The following is a 22,725-nucleotide window of genomic DNA, read 5'->3' on the forward strand; positions in this document are numbered from 1 at the left end:
CCCTGCATATGTATGCTCTCCCTACCCGTCTCTGCGTTGGGCCACCGCTGCCCCGGCGTGCCACCACCGGCACCCCTGTGGGTCGCCCCGTCAGATCGGCCATCCCTGTGACCGCTCCTTCGCAGCCTCCGCAGCGCACCTCGCCCACCTCGACGTCCGCCTCGCCCTACTCGACGATCCCGTCCGCGCAGGGCCTCTATGACCCCCGCTTCGAGCATGACGCCTGCGGGGTCGCCTTCCTCGCCCACCTCGACGGGCAGCCGCGCCACGAGATCGTCGCCAATGCTCTGGTCGCGCTGAAGAACCTGGATCACCGAGGGGCCGTGGGCGCCGAGGAGAACACCGGCGACGGGGCCGGCATCCTGACCCAGATCCCGGACGCCTTCCTGCGAGACGTCGTCCCCTTCGAGCTCCCCGAGCCCGGCCGGTATGCCGTGGGCATCCTCTTCCTGCCCGGCGACGGTTCCGCAGAGCGCACCGCAGCCGAGATCGAACGCCTCGTGGACGAGGCGGGGCTCGCCCTGCTCGGCTGGCGCGACGTCCCCGTGGTCAGCGAAGATCTGGGCCCGACCGCGCTGTCCGTCATGCCGGTCATGCGCCAGCTCTTCGTCGCGGCCGGTGCGGGCGCACCCCAGGAGGAGGGACTGGAACTCGAACGCCGGGTGTGGCTGTGCCGCAAACGGATCGAGCGGACGACCACGGCATACCCGGTCTCGCTGTCGACGCGGACCATCACCTACAAGGGAATGCTGACCACCGACCAGCTGCCCGCCTACTTCCCCGACCTGCTGGACGAGCGCTACGCCAGCGCCCTCGCCGTGGTGCACTCCCGGTTCTCCACCAACACCTTCCCCTCCTGGCCACTGGCCCACCCCTACCGCGTGATCGCGCACAACGGTGAGATCAACACGGTGCAGGGCAACCGGAACTGGATGAACGCGCGCCAGTCGCGGTTGGCCAGCGACCTCTTTCCGGACGAGCTCTCGGGCGCGCTGCCCATCTGCACGCCAGGCGCCAGCGACTCGGCGACCTTCGACGAGGTCCTCGAGCTGCTGCACCTGGCCGGGCGGTCCCTCCCCCATGCCGTGCTCATGATGATTCCCGAGGCGTGGGAGAACGACGCCTCGATGGACCCCGCCCGCCGAGCCTTCTACGAGTACCACTCCATGCTGATGGAGCCCTGGGACGGCCCGGCGAACCTGGTCTTCACCGACGGCACCCAGGTCGGCGCGGTGCTGGACCGCAACGGTCTGCGCCCCAGCCGCTACTGGGTGACCGAGGACGGCCTGGTCGTGCTCGGCTCGGAGAGCGGCCTGCTGGACCTGCCGGCCGAGCGCGTCGTCCGCAAGGGCCGGGTCGCCCCGGGCCGCATGTTCCTGGTCGACCTGGCCGAGGGCCGGATCGTCGACAACGACGAGGTGAAGGACTCCCTCGCAGCCCGGGCCCCCTATCGGGACTGGTTGGACCAGCACGTCGTCGAGCTGACCGACCTGCCCGAGCAGGTGCACGTCCGACACACCCACGCCTCGGTCACCCGCCGTCAGCAGATCTTCGGCTACACCGAGGAGGAGCTGCGTCTGATCCTGGCGCCGATGGCCCAGACCGGGTTGGAGCCGCTCGGCGCAATGGGCACCGACACCCCGATCGCGGTGCTCTCCGATCGTTCGCGCCTGCTCTTCGACTACTTCGTCGAGGCCTTCGCCCAGGTGACCAACCCGCCCTTGGACGCCATCCGCGAGGAAATCGTCACCTCGTTGACCGGCTCGACCGGCCCGGAGCCGAACCTGTTGGCTGAGACCCCGGAGCACGCCCGCCAGGTCGTGCTGCCCTTCCCGGTCATCGACAACGACCAGCTGGCCAAGCTGCGCCGGATCAACCTCGAGGGCCAGCACCCCGACTTTGCCCCGGTCGTCGTGCGAGGGCTCTACCCGGTCGCCGAGGGCGCGGCGGGCCTGGAGGGACGCCTGGAGGAGATCTGCACCGAGGTCGACGAGGCGGTGGCCAGAGGTGCCTTCTTCGTGGTGCTCTCCGACCGGCACAGCGACCAGGAGCTGGCCCCGATCCCCTCGCTGCTGCTCACCAGCGCCGTCCACCACCACCTCGTCCGCAACGGCACCCGGACCCGGGTCGGCCTGCTCGTCGAGGCCGGTGACGTGCGCGAGGTGCACCACGTCGCCACGCTCGTGGCCTACGGCGCTGCCGCGGTCAACCCCTACCTGGCGATGGAGACTGCCGAGCAGCTGTGCTCCGCGGGGCAGCTCCTGGACGGGCACGACCCGGACGAGGCCATCCGGCACCTCATCAAGGCCCTCGGCAAGGGGGTGCTGAAGGTGATGTCCAAGATGGGCATCTCGACGATCGCCTCCTACCGTGGTGCCCAGACCTTCGAGGCCGTCGGGCTGTCCCGCGAGGTCGTGGACCGCTGGTTCACCGGGACCGTGACCCAGCTGGACGGCATCGGTCTGGACGTCATCGCCGAGGAGGTCGCCCGTCGGCATGCCCTGGCCTACCCGGCGTCCGGCATCCCCCCCTACCACCGCCAGCTCGACATCGGCGGCGAGTACCAGTGGCGCCGGGAGGGACCTCCCCACCTGTTCAGCCCCGAGGCCGTCTTCCGGCTGCAGCACGCCACCCGGCAGGGCCGCTATGACATCTTCCAGCGCTACACCGAGCTGGTCGATGACCAGTCCAGCGACCTGATGACCCTGCGTGGCCTGTTCCGGCTGCGCCCCGACCGCGAGCCGATCGACATCGCCGAGGTCGAGCCGGTGAGCGACATCGTGCGCCGGTTCGCCACGGGCGCGATGAGCTACGGCTCGATCTCTCAGGAGGCGCACGAGACCCTCGCCATCGCGATGAACCGGCTGGGCGGCAAGTCCAACACCGGCGAGGGCGGAGAAGACGTCGAGCGCTTGCTCGACCCGGAGCGTCGCTCGGCGATCAAGCAGGTGGCCTCCGGCCGGTTCGGGGTGACCTCGGCCTACCTGGTCCACGCCGACGACATCCAGATCAAGATGGCCCAGGGGGCCAAGCCCGGCGAGGGCGGTCAGCTGCCTCCCGGCAAGGTCTACCCCTGGGTGGCCCGGACCCGGCACTCCACTCCCGGCGTCGGCCTGATCTCCCCTCCGCCGCACCACGACATCTACTCGATCGAAGACATCAAGCAGCTCATCCACGACCTGAAGAACGCCAACCCCCAGGCCCGTATCCACGTCAAGCTGGTGAGCCAGGTCGGGGTCGGAACGGTCGCTGCAGGCGTGGCCAAGGCCAAGTCTGACGTGGTGCTGATCTCGGGCCATGACGGCGGCACCGGCGCCAGCCCGCTGACCTCTCTCAAGCACGCCGGCACCCCCTGGGAGCTCGGCCTGGCCGAGGCCCAGCAGACGCTTCTGCTCAACGGGCTGCGGGACCGGATCGTCGTGCAGTGCGACGGCCAGCTCAAGACCGGCCGCGACGTGATGGTCGCCGCTCTGCTCGGCGCGGAGGAGTTCGGCTTCGCCACCGCTCCCCTCGTCGTCTCCGGCTGCATCATGATGCGGGTCTGCCACCTGGACACCTGCCCGGTCGGCGTCGCCACCCAGAACCCCGAGCTGCGCGAACGTTACACGGGGCGCGCCGAATACATCGTGACCTTCTTCGAGTACATCGCCGAGCAGGTGCGCGAGCTCCTCGCCGAGCTCGGCTACCGCACTCTGGATGAGGTGATCGGGCGCGCCGACCTGCTGGACACCGACGCTGCGGTCCAGCACTGGAAGGCCTCAGGCCTGGACCTGTCCCCCATCCTGCACCGCCCGGACGTGCCGGAGGAGATGTCCCGCCGCAACAGCACCACCCAGGACCACGGCCTGGATCGGGCGCTGGACAACCAGCTGGTGGACCTCGCGGCCCCCGCCCTGCAGGACGGGACCCCGGTCCAGGCCAGCGTGCCGATCACCAACGTCAACCGCACTGTCGGCACCCTGCTCGGGCACCACGTGACGGTGGCTGCCGGACCAGACGGCCTGCCCGACGGGACGATCGACATCACCCTCACCGGCTCCGCCGGGCAGTCGCTGGGCGCCTTCCTCCCCCGCGGCATCACGCTCCGGCTGGTCGGCGACGCGAACGACTTCGTCGGCAAGGGCCTCTCGGGCGGCCGGATCGTGGTCCACCCACCGGAGGAGGCAGCCCTGGCCAACGATCGCGACAACGTGATCGCCGGCAATGTCATCTGCTACGGCGCCACGTCCGGGCAGGTCAACCTGCGCGGCGTCGTCGGCGAGCGCTTCTGCGTCCGCAACTCGGGCGCGACGGCCGTGGTCGAAGGCGTCGGTGACCATGCGCTGGAGTACATGACCGGCGGCCGAGCCCTGATCCTGGGCCCAACCGGTCGCAACCTGGGCGCCGGGATGTCGGGAGGAACCGCATACGTGCTGGACCTGGACCCCGCCCTGGTGAACCCGCTCGCCCTGGGCGCCGGAGACCTCACCCTGGCGCCCCTGCGCGAGACCCACGACGCCGACGAGGTGCGGGCCCTCATCGCAGAGCACCTCGAGCTGACCGGCAGCCCCGTCGCCGCCACGCTGCTGGACGACGACCAGCTCACCGACCGGATCACCGTCGTCACCCCCCGTCAGTACGCCAGCGTGCTGCGCATCCGCCGGGAGGCGGAGGAGCGCGGCGAGGACCCGAACGGTCCGCACGCCTGGCAGCTCATCCTGGAGGACTCCCATGGCTGACCCCAAAGGCTTCCTGACCCACCGCGAGCGGGAGAACCGGCCCAGCCGCCCCATCCCGGTCCGCATCAAGGACTGGAAGGAGGTGCAGGGCGAGCAGAACACCGAGGTGCTGCAGCGCCAAGCCAGCCGGTGCATGGACTGCGGCATCCCGTTCTGCCACCAGGGTTGCCCGCTCGGCAACCTCATCCCGGAGTGGAACGACCACACCCGGCGGGCCAACTTCGCCGACGCGATCGAGCGGCTGCACGCCACCAACAACTTCCCGGAGTTCACCGGGCGGCTGTGCCCGGCGCCGTGTGAGACGGCGTGCGTGCTGGGGATCAACCAACCGCCCGTGACGATCAAGCAGATCGAGGTCTCCATCATCGACCGCGCCTTCGCCAACGGGCGGGTGCGAGCGGAGGAGCCGGAGTGGCTCAGCGGCAAGACGGTGGCCGTGGTCGGCTCCGGGCCTGCGGGTCTGGCCGCCGCCCAGCAACTCGGACGGGCCGGACACACCGTCGTGGTCTATGAGCGCTCGGACGCGGTGGGAGGTCTGCTGCGCTACGGCATACCGGAGTTCAAGATGGAGAAGGCGGTCCTGGACCGGCGGCTGGTCCAGCTGCGCGGTGAGGGGATCCGTTTCCTCACCAACGTCACCATCGGTGGTGACGGGCCCGACGACCTGTCGCTGGAGCAGCTGCGCGAGCGTTTCGACGCCGTGGTGCTGGCCACCGGCTCCACGGTGCCGCGCATGCTGCAGGTGCCGGGCGCCGAGGCCGAGGGTGTCCACGCGGCGATGGATTTCCTCGTCCCCGCCAACAAGGAGGCGCACGGCGCCGAGCGCGGCATCGATGCTGAGGGCAAGGACGTCGTGATCATCGGCGGCGGCGACACCGGCGCCGACTGTCTGGGCACCGCCCACCGGCACGGGGCGCGCTCGGTGCTGCAGCTGGAGATCATGCCGACGCCGCCCACGGAGCGTCCCGAGCACCAGCCCTGGCCCACCTACCCGATGCTCTACAAGGTCACCGAGGCCCACGAGGAGGGCGGCGACCGCACGTATGGCGTGTCCACCGTCGAGGTGCTCGCCGACGACGAGGGCCGGGTGCGTGCGCTGACCATGGTCGACGGTGCCTTCGTGGACGGGCGATTCCAGCCGGTGGAGGGCACCGAGCGCGAGATCCCGGCTCAGTTGGTGCTGCTCGCGATGGGCTTCGTCGGTCCGGATGAGAGCGCTGCCTCGGGTGAGCAGATCCCCCGCACCCGGGCGAACACCTACGAGCGGGACGCGGACTTCGCCACCCCGCTGGACGGTGTCTTCGCTGCCGGAGACTGCGGTCGCGGCCAGTCGCTGATCGTGTGGGCGATCGCTGAGGGTCGCGCCGCGGCGGCCGCGGTCGACCGCTATCTGTCGGGGTCGACGACCCTGCCCGCCCCGATCCGGCCGACCGACCGCCCCCTGACCGTATGACGTGTCCCTCGCCTCGCGCGTCCGGTGGCGGTTCTGGGTGACCTGGCGCGCGTCCGGTGGCGGTTCTGGGTGACATCTCGCGCGCCCGGTGGCGGTTCTGAGCGACATGGCGCGCGTCCGGTGGCGGTTCTCTAGACTCTCGACCATGGCCAGTCATGAGGGAACGGTCGAGCCTGGCGGTGCGAGCTGGGTGCGTGATCTCGGCGCAGCGACCGTGCGCAAGTGCAGCGTGTCCGAGATGGACAACAACGTCTATCTCATCACCTGCACGGCGAGCGGTGCACGACTCCTCGTCGACGCTGCGGACGACTCCGAGCGCGTCCTGGAGCTGCTCCGCGAGGGTGACGGCACCACCGAGGTTCAGCAGGTCCTCACCACGCACCAGCACTGGGACCACCACCGGGCCCTGCCGGAGGTCGTCGAGGCCACCGGCGCGACGACGCTCGCGGGCGCGGAGGACGCCGACGGCCTGCCCGTCCCGGTCGATCGCCGACTGGGGCACGGTGACACGGTGACCGTGGGCGAGCTGACCCTGGACGTGATCGCCCTGCGCGGACATACCCCCGGCTCGATCGCCCTCGCCCTCCAGGTGCCTGATCATCCAGCCGTCCTGGTGACAGGCGACTCCCTGTTCCCCGGTGGCCCAGGGAAGACGAACTCCCGGGCCGACTTCACCTCGCTGATGGACGACCTGGAGGAGCGTGTCTTCGACCGCTTCGGCGACGACACGCTCGTCCTGCCCGGCCACGGCGACAACACCGTCCTGGGTGAGGAGCGTCCGCACGTGCAGGAGTGGCGGGACCGAGGTTGGTGAGTGGGTCGGCGCGCCCGCGCGTCCACCCGGTGGTCCTGGTCCTGCTGGCCGTCGTCTCGGTCCAGTTCGGCGGCGCGCTTGCCGCCACCCTGCTTCCTCTCGTCGGCGTCTTCGGCTCCGTCCTCCTGCGACTCAGCCTGGCGACCCTGATCCTGTGGGTCTTCGTCCGGCCGCGGCTGCGCGGCCGGAGCCGGGACGACTGGCTGGTCGTCACGTTGTTCGCCCTGGCCCTGACCACGATGAACCTCACCTTCTACGCCAGCCTGACCCGTCTGCCCATCGGCGTGGCGGTGACCATAGAGTTCCTTGGCCCGCTCGCGTTGGCAGCAGCCGTGTCCCGACGAGCGCAGGACCTCGTCTCGGTCGCCGCCGCGCTCGTCGGCGTCATCCTGATCGCCGAGGCGATCACCACGCCGTGGGCCGAGCTCGACCAGTTCGGGATCGCGATGGCAGCCACCGCCGGAGCGTGTTGGGCGGCCTACATCGTGCTGAGCCGACGCACCGGCGCCCGGTTCGCCGGGCTGGACGGCATCGCCATCTGTATGGCGATCGGCACCGTGATGGTGCTGCCCTTCGGTCTGGTGGCGGCCGGCACGTCCCTGTTCGAGCCAGAGGTGCTCGTGCGTGGCCTGGGGATCGCCCTGCTCTCCTCCGCCATCCCGTACAGCCTGGAACTCCTCGCCCTGCGGCACCTGACCTCCGGAACCTTTGGGGTGCTGCTGAGCCTGGAGCCAGCAGCCGCCGCCCTGGCCGGGCTGCTCGTCCTCGGGCAGGTGCTCGGGGCGGCCCAGCTCGCCGGCATGGCGCTGGTGGTGCTCGCGAGCATCGCGGTCCTCGGCCGGCCGGTGCGATCGGTTGAGTCGGAGCAGTGAGGACGCCGCGCTCGACGGCGGCGTGGTGGACGGACCGGCTCAGCTCCCGGCGGGCAGGTTGGTGTTCTGCTCGGCCCGGCCGGACCGCGACTTCAGCAGGCTCGCGACCGTGGTCACGGTCAGGATGGCCACGATCACCAGCAGCGAGGGCACGGGCTCGATCTCCGGGATGGCGTGGACCGGTTCACCGCCGTTGATGAAGAACACCTCGTTCTCGTGCAACGCGTGGATCAGCAGCTTGGCACCGATGAACGCCAGGATCGCCGCGAGGCCGTAGGACAGGTACACGAGCCGGTCGAGCAGTCCGCCCACGAGGAAGTACAACTGCCGCAGCCCGAGCAGCGAGAAGGCATTCGCGGCGAAGATGAGGTAGACCTCCTGGGTGATCCCGAAGATCGCCGGGATCGAGTCGACCGCGAACAGGATGTCTGCGCTGCCGATCGCGACCATGACGACGAGCATCGGGGTGATGAGCCAGCGGCCGTCCCGACGGACCACCATCTTGTCCTCGACGAACCCGTCGGTGGTCGGGAACAGGCGCCGGGCCAGGCGCACCAGCCCGTTCTCGTGGTACTCCTCGTCGTGACCGGTCCCACTGCGCAGCTGCGCCCACGCGGTCCAGAGCAGGAACGCACCGAAGATGTAGAAGATCCAGGCGAAGTTGTTGACGAGGCTGGCGCCCAGGAAGATGAAGACGGTGCGCAGCACGAGCGCGAGGACGATGCCGACGAAGAGCACCTTCTGCTGGAACTCCCGCGGCACGGCGAAGCTGGCCATGATGAGCACGAAGACGAAGAGGTTGTCGATCGACAGGCTCTTCTCCGTCAGGTAGCCCGAGTAGTACTGGACGGCCAGGTCGCTCCCCCAGCCCCACAGCACCACGACACCGAACAGCAGGCCGACGGCGACGTAGGCTGCCGACCACCAGGATGCCTCGCGCAGTGTCGGCGCGTGCGGAGTGCGCACGTGTCCGACCAAGTCGATGGCGAGCATGATGAGGATCGCGGCCACGGTGGCGATCCAGACCCAGATGGGCACGTCCACGGGGCACCTCCGGTGTACGAGGGGACTGTCGGAGGTCTCCTCCGCCCTGGTGCCGCACGTCGACGGTCGGTGAGGGCGGCCGACCCCGAGCCACCTCAGGGAGTGGCTGTGATGACGAGACCGTGCGCTTGGGGAGTACTCCCCTCCAGCGGAAGACGATACCAGACGAGAACCCTCACCCGGTCGCCTCCCGCATCTGACGCAGCTCCTTCTTCAGGTCCTGGATCTCGTCCCGCAGCCGCGCAGCGAGCTCGAAGTGCAGGTCCGTGGCGGCCTGGTGCATCTGCTCGGTGAGCTCGTGGATCAGCTGGGCCAACTCGGTTGCCGGCAACTGGTCGGTGCTCCGCTTCTCGATCACGGTGGTCCCGACGGCCGCGGCAGCACCGCGTCCCCGACCGGTGCCGCGGGACTGCCGCCGACCGCTGCCCATGAGCGACTCGGTGTCGGCATCCTCACGCTCCAGCATGTCGGTGATGTCGGCGATCCGCTTGCGCAGCGGCGTCGGGTCGATCCCGTGCTCGGCGTTGTAGGCCAGTTGCTTCTCCCGGCGCCGGTTCGTCTCCTCGATCGCCTCCTGCATCGAGGGGGTGACGGTGTCGGCATACATGTGCACCTGGCCCGAGACGTTGCGGGCGGCACGGCCGATCGTCTGGATGAGCGAGCGGGTCGAGCGCAGGAAGCCCTCCTTATCGGCGTCCAGGATGCTCACCAGCGACACCTCCGGCAGGTCCAGCCCCTCCCGGAGCAGGTTGATGCCGACGAGCACGTCGTACTCCCCCAGCCGCAGTTCGCGCAGCAGCTCCACCCGGCGCAGCGTGTCGACCTCGGAGTGCAGATAGCGGACCCGCACGCCCTTGTCGAGGAGGTAGTCCGTGAGGTCCTCGGCCATCTTCTTGGTCAGCGTCGTCACGAGCACCCGCTCGTCGCGGGCGGTGCGCTCACCGATCTCGTGCAGCAGGTCATCGATCTGACCACGGGTGGGCTTGAGCACCACCTCCGGGTCGACCAGGCCGGTCGGCCGGATGATCTGCTCGACGGCGCCGTCGGAGCGCGCCATCTCATATTCCCCCGGCGTGGCCGACAGGTAGACCGTCTGACCGATCCGCTCGAGGAACTCCTCCCACTTCAGCGGCCGGTTGTCCATCGCGCTGGGCAGTCGGAAGCCGTGGTCGACCAGGGTCCGCTTGCGAGACATGTCGCCCTCGTACATGGCGCCGATCTGCGGCACAGTGACGTGCGACTCGTCGATGACGAGCAGGTAGTCCTCGGGGAAGTAGTCGAGCAGACAGTTGGGCGCCGAGCCCGCCTCGCGACCATCGATGTGCCGCGAGTAGTTCTCGATGCCGGAGCAGGAGCCGACCTGGCGCATCATCTCGATGTCGTAGGTGGTCCGCATCCTCAGCCGCTGCGCCTCGAGCATCTTGCCCTCACGCTCGAAGCGGGCGAGCTGGTCGGCCAGCTCCGCCTCGATGCCGCCGATCGCCCGCTCCATCCGCTCCGGGCCTGCGACATAGTGCGAGGCGGGGAAGACATACATCTCCTGCTCCTCGCGCACCACCTCACCGGAGACCGGGTGCAGGGTGTAGAGCCGGTCGATCTCATCACCGAAGAACTCGATCCGCAGTGCCAGCTCCTCGTACTGCGGGATGATCTCGACCGTGTCGCCCCGGACCCGGAAGGTGCCGCGGCTGAAGGCCATGTCGTTGCGGTCGTACTGCATCGTGACGAACTGCCGGAGCAGCTCGTCCCGCTCGATCGTCTGCCCCACCTTGAGCCGGACCATCCGGTCGACATACTCCTGCGGGGTGCCGAGGCCGTAGATGCAGGACACTGAGGCCACCACGACGACGTCGCGGCGGGTGAGCAGACTGTTGGTGGCCGAGTGGCGCAGCCGCTCGACCTCGTCGTTGATCGAGGAGTCCTTCTCGATGTAGGTGTCCGTCTGCGGGACGTAGGCCTCAGGCTGGTAGTAGTCGTAGTAGCTGACGAAGTACTCCACCGCGTTGTGCGGGAGGAGCTCACGGAACTCGTTGGCCAGCTGCGCAGCCAGCGTCTTGTTGGGGGCCATCACCAGCGTCGGGCGCTGCACCTGCTCGATCAACCAGGCGGTGGTTGCCGACTTGCCGGTGCCGGTGGCGCCGAGCAGGACGATGTCCTCCTCACCGGCGTGGATCCGTCGGGTCAGCTCGGCGATCGCGGCGGGCTGGTCGCCGCTCGGGGAGAACTCGGAGACCACACGGAACGGGTTGACCGTGCGCTGGAGGTCGGTGGTCGGTCGCATGCTGCCAACCTAACCCCGACGTCTGACAGACCCCTCCCCGAGCAGCAAGCGGCCAGCGGCTAGCCGCGAGTGGCGAGCGGCCGACCGCAACGATCAGCGCAGCAGGCGCTGGTCGTGCAGCACGTCGGCCCAGGTGCGCGCGAGGACCGGCGGGAGGCCGCCCTCCGCCAGCACCGACTCCAGGTCGGCCAGCTGATCGTCGTTCCACCGGAAGCCTGGGGCGGCCCGACCGACGACCAGCGCCATCGCCTGACCCCGGTTGGCCACCGGCACCATGGTGCGCAGGTAGTCCGCCACCAGCGGGTCCACGAGGTCCCGCTGCTCCGCCGACCACAGCCCGCGCGCCAACGCCAGCAGGTGCCGGTTGCTCGTGCCCTCGTCGGCCAGCTGCCGGAGCGCCTCGCGCTTGGCCTCAGCCGTCGGCCGGGCCGCTGCCGCCGCAAGCACGGCCAGCTCACCAGCCGCGGAGGGATCACTCCGACGCTCGGCCTGCATCAGCTCCTCGACGTCCGCCCCGAGCTCGGACAGGCGGACCAGCACGTCCCAGCGCTGCTCCTGACTCAGCGGACCGTGACCGGCACCGTCGTGCAGCCAGGTCCGCAACAGGTCTGCGTCGCCGACGGTCCGGCTGCCCACCTCGAGGGCTGTCTCGACGACCGATGCCGCCACGTCCTCCCCGGAGAGCAGCTCAACGGTCACCTGGCCGAGGCGCCCCAGGAGGGCGGACAACTGGTCGGGCTGAGCCACCTGCCGGATGATCAGACCCGCCCGCCGCAGCACGGGGGACAGCACGAAGGCCGCCGCCTCACCCGGGAGGTGGCTCTCGACAGCGTCGACGAGCACTTCCGGCTCGATCTCGCCCCGACCCGCCAGCTCTAGCAGCGTGGCCCACAGGATGACCCGAGGATGCTCGTCCGGGACCTGGCCGAGCGACTCCCGCACCGCGCTCAGGCTCGCCGCGTCGAGGGCGACCCGGGCGAAGGTGTCACCAGTGCTGTTGGGCACGACGAGGTCCGCCTGCTCAAGCTGCACCTCGGGCGCCTCCGGCGACAGGTCGACGACCTCCTCCCAGACCCGCCCGACGGACCCACCAGGGTGGGACACGGCATACCCGGACACCCGGAGGCGGTGCGGCCTCGCGGGCGCTGACCGACCCGGCTCCAGGACGAGCCGCGGCGTGCCACCAGTCCGCTCGACGCGGATGACGTCGGTCCCGGAGCGCCGCAGCCACGCCTCGACCCAGGCGGGCACGTCCCGGTCGGTGACCGACTGGAGCGAGGCCACGAAGTCCTCCAGCTCTGCCGTGCCGAATCGGGCACCGGTGAGGTGGGCGTTGACCCCGGCGAAGAAGGTCTCCTCGCCGAGCCAGAAGGCGAGCTGACGCAGTGAGGCGTTGCCCTTGGCGTAGGAGATCGGGTCGAAGTTGTTGAAGGCCGAGTCGACGTCCGGGACCTCCTCGGGACGGGGCGCCACCGGGTGCGTCGAGGGACGGTCGTCGGCGGCGTATCCGCCGGCCTTACGGCCCAGGTCGAACTCCGCCAGCGCGCCAGGGGCAGCCCCGGTCGCCTCGGCGACCAGAAAGCCCAGGTAGTCGGCGAAGGACTCGTTCAGCCAGGTGTCCTCCCACCAACGGAAGGTGACGAGGTCGCCGAACCACATGTGCGCCATCTCGTGCGCAATCGTCATGGCGCGGGCGCGGACCAGCACCTCCGGGGTGGTGCCTGCGGGGAGCATCTCGTCCCGGTAGGTGACGCAGCCGGGGGTCTCCATGGCACCCCAGTTGTGGCCCGGGACAAAGGCCTGGTCGTAGGAGTCGAACGGGTAGGGCTCCTCGAAACGATCGGCATACCAGCCATAGGCCGCTTCGGTCTGCTCGCGCAGGACCGGCAGGTCCCGGTCAAGAGCGTCGGCGAGCGAGGCGCGAGCGTGCCAGCCGAAGGGCCGCCCGTCGTGCTCCCAGGTCCGGCTCGCCCACGTGCCCACGTTGACGGTGACCAGATAGGTGGCGATCGGCGGCGTGGGTGCGAACAGCCAGGTCCCGCCCGTCGCCGGGTCGGGATGCTGCAGGGGTATGCCGTTGGCCAGCACCGTGTCTCCCGCCAGGGCGGTCACGGCGACCGAGAAGGGGGCCTTGAGGTCCGGCTGGTCGAAGCAGGGGAAGACCCGGCGGTTGACGTCCATGCCGCCGTAGCAGCCGGCGTAGACGGCGCCGTCGGCCGGATCCACGAACCGGTGCATGCCGTCGCCGTCGGTGACGTAGGGCATCCGGGCGGTGATGATCGCGGTGTTCTGCGCGGCGAGGTCCGGGAGGTGGACCTGGTCGTCCCGGTAGCACGAGGCATCGAGGGGAACACCGTTGAGGGTCACCGACACCGACGCGGCCCGCTGCAGGTCGAGGAAGGTCGACGCAGCGGGCCGCGCGGTGAAGGTGACGGTGGTGGTTGCCTCGAAGCTGTCGTCGCCGGTGAGGTCCAGATGGACCTGATAGGCGATGTCGCTCAGCAGCGAGGCGCGGTCACGGGCCTGGGCAAGGGTGAGGGACACGGTCCCCGACCCTAGCCCGACCCGTCGACCTCAGCGTCGGCGCCCCAGGCCCCGACGCTTGGTCGGGCTCGCCGCGGTGGCGGCAGAGGCGCCGGTGAGCTCGCCGCGCTGCTGCGCCTCGGCGACCTCGAGAGCCAGTTCGCGGCGCAGCGAGGCACGCTCCAGCCGCTGCTGGTCCTTCGTCTCCTTGTTGAAGGCGATCGTGGTGGCGAAGCACATGCCGATCATCACCACGCTGAAGGGTGCGGCCACGAAGATGGCCAGCACCTGAAGTGCTCGCAGCCCGAGCTCTTGTCCTGCGGCCCACAGCACCACGGCGGCGATGACGCCCTCGAGGACCGACCAGGTGACGCGCGACCAGACCGGCGGGTTGGCGCTGCCGCCGTGCGAGATCATGTCGACCACGAAGGAGCCGGAGTCCGAGCTGGTGACGAAGAAGATCACGATCATCAGGATCGCCAGGCCGGACAGGACCGCGGTGCCGGGGATCAGCTCGAGCATCTGGAACAGGCTGGTCGTGTTGTCGACGTCGCCGTCCACGATCAGGCCGCCCTCGCCGACCATCTCGGCCCACAGCGCGGTGCCACCCATGGTGGAGAACCAGATGAAGGTCACGGTGGTCGGGACCAGCAGCACGCCGAGGATGAACTCCCGGACCGTGCGCCCCTTGGAGATGCGGGCGATGAAGACACCGACGAAGGGTGCCCAGCTCATCCACCAGCCCCAGTAGTAGGTGGTCCAAGCCCCGAGCCACTCCTCACCCTCGGCCCCGTAGAAGGGCAGGGTCTGGAAGGCCAGCCCGAAGAAGCCCTGGAAGTAGGCACCCAGGGTGTGCACGAACTCGCGCAGGATGAACAGCGTCGCCGGGCCCAGCACGAGCACGACGAGGAGAAGCACCACGGCCATCACCATGTTGAAGTTGGACAGCCACTTGATGCCCTTGTCCAGACCGGAGACGACCGAGACGGTGGCGATGGCGGTGATCCCGAAGATCAGGCCAACCTGCAGCGGGGTGGTGTCCTCGGCGAACCCGAGGAACTGCAGGCCGCCGGCGATTTGCGCGACGCCGAAGCCCAGCGAGGTGGCGACACCGAAGATGGTGCCGACGATGGCGATGACGTCGATGGTGTTGCCCAGCCAGCCCTCGACGCGGCGGCCCAGCAGCGGCTCGAGCGCGTAGCGGATCGAGACCGGACGGCCCCGGCGGTGGACGGCGTAGGCCATCGAGAGGCCGACGACGACGTAGATGGCCCAGGCGTGCAGACCCCAGTGCAGGAAGGTGCGGGTCATCGCGGCCTGCGCGATGGTCTCCTCGCTGGAGCCGGCCATGTTCGGAGGCGGCCACGCGGTGTGCCAGAGCGGCTCGGCGACGCCCCAGAAGACCAGGCCGATACCCATGCCGGCGGCGAACAGCATCGCGAACCAGGACAGCAGGCCGAACTCCGCGGGCTCGTCATCCTTGCCCAGGACAATGTCGCCCCGACGGCCGAAGGCCATCCACACGGCGAAGAAGACGAAGCCGGTGACGATGAGGACGTAGTACCAGCCCAGGCCGTTCACGACCGCGGTGTTGCCCGTCTCGACGAACTCGGCGAACTGCTCGGGGAAGGCCAGGGTGATCGCGACGAACAGGCCGATGATGGCCAGTGCCGGATAGAAGACCCAGCCCTTCGGCTTCTTCGCGTAGCGGGCGTCGGGGTCCTCCACGGGGGGCAGGGATTTCTGCGTCGGCGGCGGCTCGGTCACGGTTTCAGACATGGGAATCACCTAGGGTCGGTTGCGTATGGAATTCAGCAGCGGATCAGCCTGCCAGGAATTTCCGCCCAGCTCAAGCTCAGGAAATCCCGCGTGGCACGCGCACGGGGAGAAACGACATACGGGAACGGCGAAGGCCCGGCACCCCTGGTGGGGTGCCGGGCCGTGGCAACGAGATCGGCTCAGCCGATCAGGCGCGGATCAGGCGCCGGTGAGCTTCTCGCGGAGCGCGGCCAGGGCCTCGTCGGAGGCCAGCGTGCCGCTGCCCTCCTCCGGGGTGTCCGAGCTGTAGGACGCGGCGGCCGGGGCCACCTCGACGCCAGCCTCGGCGTCGGCCTCGGCAGCAGCCTCCACCTGAGCCTTGTGGGCCTCCCAGCGGGTGTGGGCGTCGGCGTACTCCTTCTCCCACTTCTCGCGCTGAGCCTCGAAGCCCTCGAGCCACTCGTTGGTCTCGGGGTCGAAGCCCTCGGGGTACTTGTAGTTCCCCTCCTCGTCGTACTCGGCAGCCATGCCGTAGAGGGTCGGGTCGAACTCGGCCGCGACCGCCTCGTTGGCCTGCTTGAGCGACAGCGAGATGCGGCGACGCTCCAGGTCGATGTCGATGACCTTGACGAAGACCTCGCCACCGACGGTGACGATCTGCTCCGGCAGCTCCACGTGGCGCTCGGCCAGCTCGGAGATGTGGACCAAGCCCTCGATGCCATCCTCGACGCGCACGAACGCACCGAAGGGCACCAGCTTGGTGACCTTGCCCGGCACGACCTGGCCGATGGCGTGGGTGCGGGCGAAGGTCTGCCACGGGTCCTCGAGGGTCGCCTTCAGCGACAGCGAAACGCGCTCGCGGTCCATGTCGACATCGAGCACCTCGACGGTGACCTCGTCACCGACCTCGACGACCTCACCCGGGTGGTCGATGTGCTTCCAGGACAGCTCGGAGACGTGGACCAGACCGTCCACACCGCCACCAAGGTCCACGAACGCACCGAAGTTGACGATGCTGCTGACGACACCGGAGCGGACCTGGCCCTTCTGCAGCTCCTTGAGGAAGGTGGTGCGAACCTCGGACTGGGTCTGCTCCAGCCAGGCGCGGCGGGACAGGACCACGTTGTTGCGGTTCTTGTCCAGCTCGATGATCTTGGCCTCGATCTGCTTGCCGACGTAGGGCTGCAGGTCGCGGACGCGACGCATCTCGACGAGGGAGGCGGGCAGGAAGCCGCGCAGGCCGATGTCGAGGATCAGGCCGCCCTTGACGACCTCGATGACGGTGCCGGTGACGACGCCGTCCTCCTCCTTCACCTTCTCGATCGAGCCCCAGGCGCGCTCGTACTGGGCGCGCTTCTTGGACAGGATCAGGCGACCCTCCTTGTCCTCCTTCTGAAGGACCAGGGCCTCGACCTCGTCGCCGACGGTGACGACCTCGGAGGGGTCGACGTCGTGCTTGATGGCCAGCTCGCGCGAGGGGATGACACCCTCGGTCTTGTAGCCGATGTCGAGCAGGACCTCGTCCCGGTCGACCTTGACGATGACACCTTCGACGATGTCGCCGTCATTGAAGTTCTTGATCGTTGCGTCGATCGCTGCGAGCAGTTCTTCCTCAGTGCCGATGTCGTTGATGGCGATCTGAGTGGTCTGCTCGGCCGTAGTGGCAGTCATGTAGTAGGGGCTCCGATTGGTGGGCACAGCGTGAGTGGATGGACAATGTGGTTGCGGGCACGCGTGATCACACGCGCCGCGCCCGACTACCCTACCGAGGCGCCCCCACCCAGGTCAAAATGCCCCCTGCCTTGGCAGACTACCGGGGTGGACAGTTCTCCCTCCCCCAGCCCCGATCTGGTGAGCCGACGCGCCGTCGCGCACGACGAGGCAGTGCGGGCGGGCCGGTCCTGGTGGGACGGCGAGGCTGAGAACTACCACGCTGAGCACGGTGCCTTCCTGCGGGACGATCAACTCACCTGGGGGCCTGAGGGCTGGACCGAGGCCGAACTCGGCGTGCTCGACCCGCTGGCCGGCCGGGACATCCTGGAGGTGGGGGCGGGCGCCGCCCAGGGCAGCCGCTGGTGCGCGGGCGAGGGCGCCCGCGTGGTCGCGTCCGACGTCTCGCTCGGGATGCTCAGGGTCGGGGTCCGCCTCGATTCCGGTATGGCGCGACCCACCCCCGCGGCCTATGTCCAGTGCGACGGTGCTCGGCTGCCGTTCGCAGACGCATCCTTCGACATCGTGCTCACCGCCCATGGGGTCCTGGCCTTCGTCCCGGACGCGGGCGCGGCGCTGCGCGAGTGGGCGAGGGTGGTCCGGCCCGGAGGGCAGGTCGTGTTCTCTCTCCCTCACCCGGTGCGCTGGGCCTTCCCCGACGTCCCGGGTGAGGAAGGGCTGACCGTGCGGCACTCCTACTTCGACCGCCGCGCCTATGTCGAGGAGCGCGTGGACGGGACGGCGACCTACAGCGAGCATCACCGCACGCTGGGCGATCTGGTGCGCGCAGTGGTGGGCGCGGGGCTTGTCCTCGAGGATCTTGTCGAGCCGGAGTGGCCCGGCGGTGCGCGCGGTGACCACGTATGGGGCGGCTGGAGCCGTACCCGGGGTGAGTTGCTGCCGGGCACGGCCATCCTCGCCTGTCGGCGTCCGGCCTGACCCCTGCCCTCGTGCCGCTGGACGCGCCAGGTCACGAATCGGACACGGTCCGAGCCGGGATGCTGTTCAGGGGGTGATCTCTCCCCTATGCTCCACCCAGCCGTGCGCGCCGAGGCGCACGCCCCGTGACCATCCAGCTGGAGGAGCAGCAAGTGCGCCCGACTCTTTCGCGTCGTCCCGCACGGCGTGTCGTCGGACCGTGGTATCTGCTGGGAATGTGGCTGGTAGCCGCCTTCCTGGTGTTCTCGCCCGGTGCCGTCGCCCACGCCCAAGGAGCCGATGATCCCTCCCAGGTCAACCTGGATGAGAACGAGTACCGCGTCGCGGTCAACATCCGCTATGACAACGAGCCGGTGGAGAACGCCCGGGTCGTCGTCTCAGGCGGTGGCTACGAGGCGGAGGCAGTCACCAACGATCGTGGCCAGGCCCGGATCGGTGTCCCCACGACCGATGCCTATGAGGTCCTGGTCGATGAGGAGACGCTGCCGGAGGGCGTGACCGTCGACGGTGAGAACCCCCTGACCGTGGAGTACGGCTCGCAGTCCTTCCGCCCCGCGAACTTCTTCCTCGGTGAGGGCGAGCGACAGACCACCGGGTTGATGAACCAGTTCGTGGAGCGCCTCGTCAACGGGCTCAACTTCGGCCTGATGTTGGCGCTGGCAGCGATCGGCCTGTCGCTGATCTTCGGCACGACCGGCCTGACGAACTTCGCGCATGCCGAGATGGTCACGCTCGGCGCGGTCCTGGCCTGGGCTTTCGGGGTTTTCCTCGGGTGGCCGATCTGGATCGCGATCATCCTGGCCGTGGCCCTCAGTGGCGTCTTCGGCTGGGCGGTCGACGCCGGGATCTGGCGCCCGATGCGGCGCCGAGGCATCGGGCTCGTCCAGCTGATGATCCTGACCATCGGGTTCTCGCTGGCTCTGCGCTACGTCTTCCAGTACTTCATCGGTGGCGGGACCTACCAGTTGCCGGGAGCCGGTGGCACGCGACACCAGATCCTGGGTCCGATCCGCCTGTCCACGATCGACATGGTGAGCATGGGCGTCTCCGTCTTGGTCCTGCTCGGCGTGGCCTTCTGGTTGTTGCGCACCCGCACCGGCAAGGCGACCCGCGCGGTTGCCGACAACCGGCCGCTGGCCGCCGCGAGCGGTATCGACGTCGAGGCCGTCACCCGGATCGTGTGGATCGCCGGTGCTGCGCTGGCGGGTCTGTCCGGCGTGCTGTGGGCCTACTTCAGACCCGGCATCAAGTGGGACATGGGTGCCCAGATCCTGCTCCTGATCTTCGCCGCGGTCTGCCTCGGCGGCCTCGGTACCGCCTTCGGCGCGCTCATCGGCGCCCTGGTGATCGGGGTGCTCGTCGAGGTATCCACCCTGTGGATCCCCTCGGACATCAAGTACGTCGGCGCGCTCGGCGTCCTCGTCCTCATCCTCCTCGTCCGCCCGCAAGGTTTGCTCGGGCGACGAGAAAGAATCGGATAGCGAAGAGTAGGGAGATAGTCAGATGGACTGGGGCGCGATCCTCAACAACACGGCCAACTTCATGCTCTCGCCCGAGACGATCGGCTTCATGCTGGCCGCGCTCGGCCTGTCGATTCACTTCGGCTACGCAGGGCTGCTCAACTTCGGCATGGCGGGCTTCATGGCTATCGGGGCCTACGGCTACGCCATCTCGATCCTGTCCTTCGGCCTGCCCTGGTGGGTGGCCATCATGGTCAGCATCGTCGGCGCGGTCATCTTCGCCTTCATCCTGGGTATCCCGACACTGCGGCTCCGCGGCGACTACCTGGCGATCGTGACGATCGCCGCCGCGGAGATCGTTCGACTGCTCTTCCAGTCGCGGGTCTTCGACACCTGGACCAATTCCGCGGACGGCCTCGGCGGCTACCACGCCGGCTTCCGCGCGGCGAACCCATTGCCCGCTGGCACCTACGGCATCGGCCCATGGACCTACTCCGCCGACCAGTGGTGGGTGCGCGTCTTCGGCCTGCTCCTGGTGGCCCTGACCCTGGTCTTCGTCTGGCTGCTGATGCGCAGCCCGTGGGGTCGCGTGCTTCGCGGCATCCGCGAGGACGAGGACGCGGTCCGTTCGCTGGGCAAGAACGTCTTCCTCTACAAGATGCAGGCCCTGATCATCGGTGGTGTCCTCGGTGCCCTGGGTGGCGTGGTCATCGCTCTCCCCTCGGCCGTGATTCCGCAGTACTACCTGCCGAGCCTGACGTTCTTCGTCTGGACAGCGCTGTTGCTCGGTGGCGCGGCGACACTCTTCGGGCCGGTGCTCGGCGCCGTTCTCTATTGGGCCGTGATGGCCTTCCTGGCGGGTGTGCTCCCGCAGATGGCCGCGCAGGGCTGGCTGCCGATGAGCACCGCCCAGGCCGGGCACCTGCGCTTCATCCTGGTCGGTGTGGCGCTGATGCTGCTCGTGGCATTCAGACCCCAGGGCATCCTGGGCAGCAAGAAGGAGATGACCTTTGTCAAGTAACGAGATGCAGCTGCCCGAGGAGCAGAGCAGCCTCGAGGACAAGGTCGTCGACCACGAGGGTGACTTCGGCGAGGGGCACCTCACCGATGATCCGGACATCGTCGTGGAGAGCCTGGACATCGAGCCCACGCATGAGGTGCACCAGGAGCACGACCTGGCGACCGGACCGGCCGCCCCGGGTGTCCCCAAGCGTGACCCGATCATGGTCGTCGACAACATCACCCGCACCTTCGGCGGTATCACCGCCGTGGACGTGCAGCACGTGGAGATTCCGCGCAACGCCATCACCGCCCTCATCGGGCCCAATGGTGCCGGCAAGACCACCTTCTTCAACCTGCTCAGCGGCTTCGACAAGCCGGACTCCGGCACCTGGTCGTTCAACGGTCGGGGCTTGGCCGGCGTCCCGGCGTGGAAGACCGCCCGGATGGGGCAGGTCCGCACCTTCCAGCTGACCAAGGTGCTCCAGCGGCTCACGGTTCTGGACAGCATGAAGTTGGGTGCGACCAAGCAGACCGGCGAGCGGCTGCTCAGCAGCGTCTTCCCCTTCCTGTGGTCCAAGCAGGAGAAGGAGATCGAGGCGCGAGCCCTCGACCTGCTGGCCCGCTTCAAGTTGATCGACAAGAAGGACGACTACTCGGCGGCTCTCTCCGGTGGCCAGCGCAAGCTGCTTGAGATGGCGCGCGCGCTGATGACCGAGCCGGAGTTCGTGCTCCTGGACGAGCCGATGGCCGGCGTCAACCCGGCCCTGGTGCAGTCGCTGCTCGATCACGTCATCGACCTCAAGGAGCAGGGCATGACCGTGCTCTTCGTCGAGCACGACATGCACATGGTCCGCCACATCTCCGACTGGGTCATCGTGATGGCCGAGGGTCGGGTCGTGGCCGAAGGCCCGCCCCACGAGGTGATGAAGGACCCGGCCGTCGTGGACGCCTACCTGGGCAGCCACCTCGACCAGGACATCGGTGTGATCACCGGCCGGTACGACGAGGAGGGCAACAGGGTCCGATGAGCACCCCCGCGAACACCCCAGACAACACCCACCCCCACGACGAAGCACACCACGACGAAGCGCGTCACCACGAAGCTCACCACGACGAGGCGCGTCACCACGAGGCACCGGTGACCGCCGACGAGCGCGAGCGGCACGATGCGGTGCCGGAGGGAGTCGAGGGCAAGGACCTGGTCGTCGATGTGGACAGCATCACGGCTGGCTACCTACCCGGCATCAACATCCTCACCGACACCAACCTCCGGGCCTACGACGGCGAGTTGATCGGCATCATCGGCCCCAACGGCGCCGGCAAGTCGACCCTGCTGAAGTCGATCTTCGGCCTGGTCAACGTCCGGTCCGGGCAGATCACGCTGCGCGGAGAGGACATCACTAACCTCAAGGCCAACAAGCTCGTGGCCAAGGGTGTTGGTCTGGTCCCGCAGACCGAGAATGTCTTCCCGACCCTGACCATCCAGGAGAACCTGGAGATGGGCGCCTACCAGCGGCCGAGCACGATCAAGGAGAACCTCCCCTTCGTGCTCGACATCTTCCCGGCGCTGAAGGACCGTCTCAATCAGATGGCGGGTTCGCTCAGTGGTGGTGAGCGCCAGATGGTGGCGATGTCCCGCGCGTTGATGATGCGCCCGGACGTGCTCCTGCTGGACGAGCCGTCGGCTGGCCTCTCGCCGGTTCGTCAGGACGACGCCTTCATCCGCGTCTCCTCGATCAACCAGGCAGGCGTGACCGTGATCATGGTCGAGCAGAACGCCCGCCGCTGCCTGCAGATCTGTGACCGCGCCTATGTGCTCGATCAGGGCCGAGACGCGCATACCGGCACGGGGCGCGAGCTCCTGAACGACGAGCGGGTCATCGGCCTCTACCTCGGCACGCTCGGCCAGGAGTGACCTCGCACCACGGCTGAGAGAGCTCGGCGCCCGTCGCGCACGGCTGGAGGACGAGCGACGCAGGACGAGCACGACAGCACAAGGAACAGAAGGCCCCGGATCCGTCCGGGGCCTTCTGCTGTGCCAGGGTCCATGGCGGACGCGTCCGGTGACCCCCTGAGGCGACACCACGCGCGTCCGGTGGCCCGCTGGGGCGACACCACGCGCGTCCGGTGGCCCGCTGGGGCGACACCACG

Annotated in this window: 14 protein-coding genes; 9 read left to right on the top strand and 5 right to left on the bottom strand. The window is 68.9% G+C overall.

The annotated features are described in order from the left end of the window. Positions 1-8: 8 nt before the first annotated feature. The 4 genes from gltB (at position 9) to ACQBAT_RS08670 (ending at position 7,857) form a co-directional block, all read left to right on the top strand. Positions 9-4,718, top strand: coding sequence for a glutamate synthase large subunit (gene gltB, locus ACQBAT_RS08655; protein ID WP_420747511.1), 4,710 nt, complete (start codon positions 9-11; stop codon positions 4,716-4,718). Then, a complete protein-coding gene (locus ACQBAT_RS08660; protein ID WP_420747512.1) occupies positions 4,711-6,171 on the top strand; it encodes a glutamate synthase subunit beta in 1,461 nt (486 codons plus the stop codon). Before gltB ends, ACQBAT_RS08660 begins: the two co-directional genes overlap by 8 nt. A gap of 145 nt (positions 6,172-6,316) precedes the next feature. After that, on the top strand, positions 6,317-6,985 hold the full coding sequence (locus ACQBAT_RS08665) for an MBL fold metallo-hydrolase (RefSeq protein ID WP_420747513.1): 669 nt from the start codon (positions 6,317-6,319) through the stop codon (positions 6,983-6,985). Next, positions 6,982-7,857, top strand: a complete 876-nt coding sequence (locus ACQBAT_RS08670; protein ID WP_420747514.1) for an EamA family transporter — start codon at positions 6,982-6,984, stop codon at positions 7,855-7,857. The genes ACQBAT_RS08665 and ACQBAT_RS08670 overlap by 4 nt, the downstream gene beginning before the upstream one ends. A 39-nt stretch (positions 7,858-7,896) precedes the next feature. On the opposite strand, the gene ACQBAT_RS08675 is transcribed toward ACQBAT_RS08670, so the two are convergent. The 5 genes from ACQBAT_RS08675 to rpsA all read right to left on the bottom strand — a co-directional run bounded on the left by ACQBAT_RS08675 (position 7,897) and on the right by rpsA (position 17,134). Then, positions 7,897-8,901, bottom strand: coding sequence for a TerC family protein (locus ACQBAT_RS08675; RefSeq protein WP_420747515.1), 1,005 nt, complete (start codon positions 8,899-8,901; stop codon positions 7,897-7,899). A 175-nt stretch (positions 8,902-9,076) separates the two neighbouring features. After that, on the bottom strand, positions 9,077-11,182 hold the full coding sequence (uvrB, locus tag ACQBAT_RS08680) for an excinuclease ABC subunit UvrB (protein WP_420747516.1): 2,106 nt from the start codon (positions 11,180-11,182) through the stop codon (positions 9,077-9,079). Positions 11,183-11,275: 93 nt separating this feature from the next. Next, positions 11,276-13,726, bottom strand: coding sequence for an aminopeptidase N (gene pepN / locus ACQBAT_RS08685; protein WP_420747517.1), 2,451 nt, complete (start codon positions 13,724-13,726; stop codon positions 11,276-11,278). Between the two features lie 30 nt (positions 13,727-13,756). Continuing rightward, positions 13,757-15,484 carry a BCCT family transporter gene (locus ACQBAT_RS08690; RefSeq protein WP_420747518.1) on the bottom strand — a complete coding sequence of 576 codons (1,728 nt, stop codon included), beginning with the start codon at positions 15,482-15,484 and terminating at the stop codon, positions 13,757-13,759. Between the two features lie 198 nt (positions 15,485-15,682). Further along, on the bottom strand, positions 15,683-17,134 hold the full coding sequence (rpsA, locus tag ACQBAT_RS08695; RefSeq protein ID WP_420747519.1) for a 30S ribosomal protein S1: 1,452 nt from the start codon (positions 17,132-17,134) through the stop codon (positions 15,683-15,685). Between the two features lie 147 nt (positions 17,135-17,281). On the opposite strand from rpsA, the gene ACQBAT_RS08700 reads away from it, so the two are divergent. From ACQBAT_RS08700 to ACQBAT_RS08720, 5 genes are all read left to right on the top strand, one after another. Next, entirely contained in the window at positions 17,282-18,112 is an 831-nt protein-coding gene (locus ACQBAT_RS08700; protein WP_420747520.1) for a class I SAM-dependent methyltransferase, read from the top strand. Between the two features lie 215 nt (positions 18,113-18,327). Next, the gene (locus ACQBAT_RS08705; protein WP_420747521.1) at positions 18,328-19,593 is read left to right on the top strand and encodes a branched-chain amino acid ABC transporter permease; all 1,266 of its coding nucleotides are present in this window, start codon (positions 18,328-18,330) and stop codon (positions 19,591-19,593) included. Between the two features lie 22 nt (positions 19,594-19,615). Then, the gene (locus tag ACQBAT_RS08710; RefSeq protein WP_420747522.1) at positions 19,616-20,593 is read left to right on the top strand and encodes a branched-chain amino acid ABC transporter permease; all 978 of its coding nucleotides are present in this window, start codon (positions 19,616-19,618) and stop codon (positions 20,591-20,593) included. 202 nt (positions 20,594-20,795) lie between these two features. Then, positions 20,796-21,602 (top strand): ABC transporter ATP-binding protein, encoded by an 807-nt coding sequence (locus ACQBAT_RS08715; RefSeq protein WP_420747601.1) that lies wholly within the window; start codon positions 20,796-20,798, stop codon positions 21,600-21,602. After that, the gene (locus ACQBAT_RS08720) at positions 21,599-22,489 is read left to right on the top strand and encodes an ABC transporter ATP-binding protein (RefSeq protein WP_420747523.1); all 891 of its coding nucleotides are present in this window, start codon (positions 21,599-21,601) and stop codon (positions 22,487-22,489) included. The genes ACQBAT_RS08715 and ACQBAT_RS08720 overlap by 4 nt, the downstream gene beginning before the upstream one ends. The last annotated feature ends 236 nt before the right edge of the window (positions 22,490-22,725 follow it).

Origin of the sequence: Ornithinimicrobium pulveris, from assembly GCF_050261105.1 — a bacterium.
Taxonomy (GTDB): Bacteria; Actinomycetota; Actinomycetes; order Actinomycetales; family Dermatophilaceae; genus Ornithinicoccus.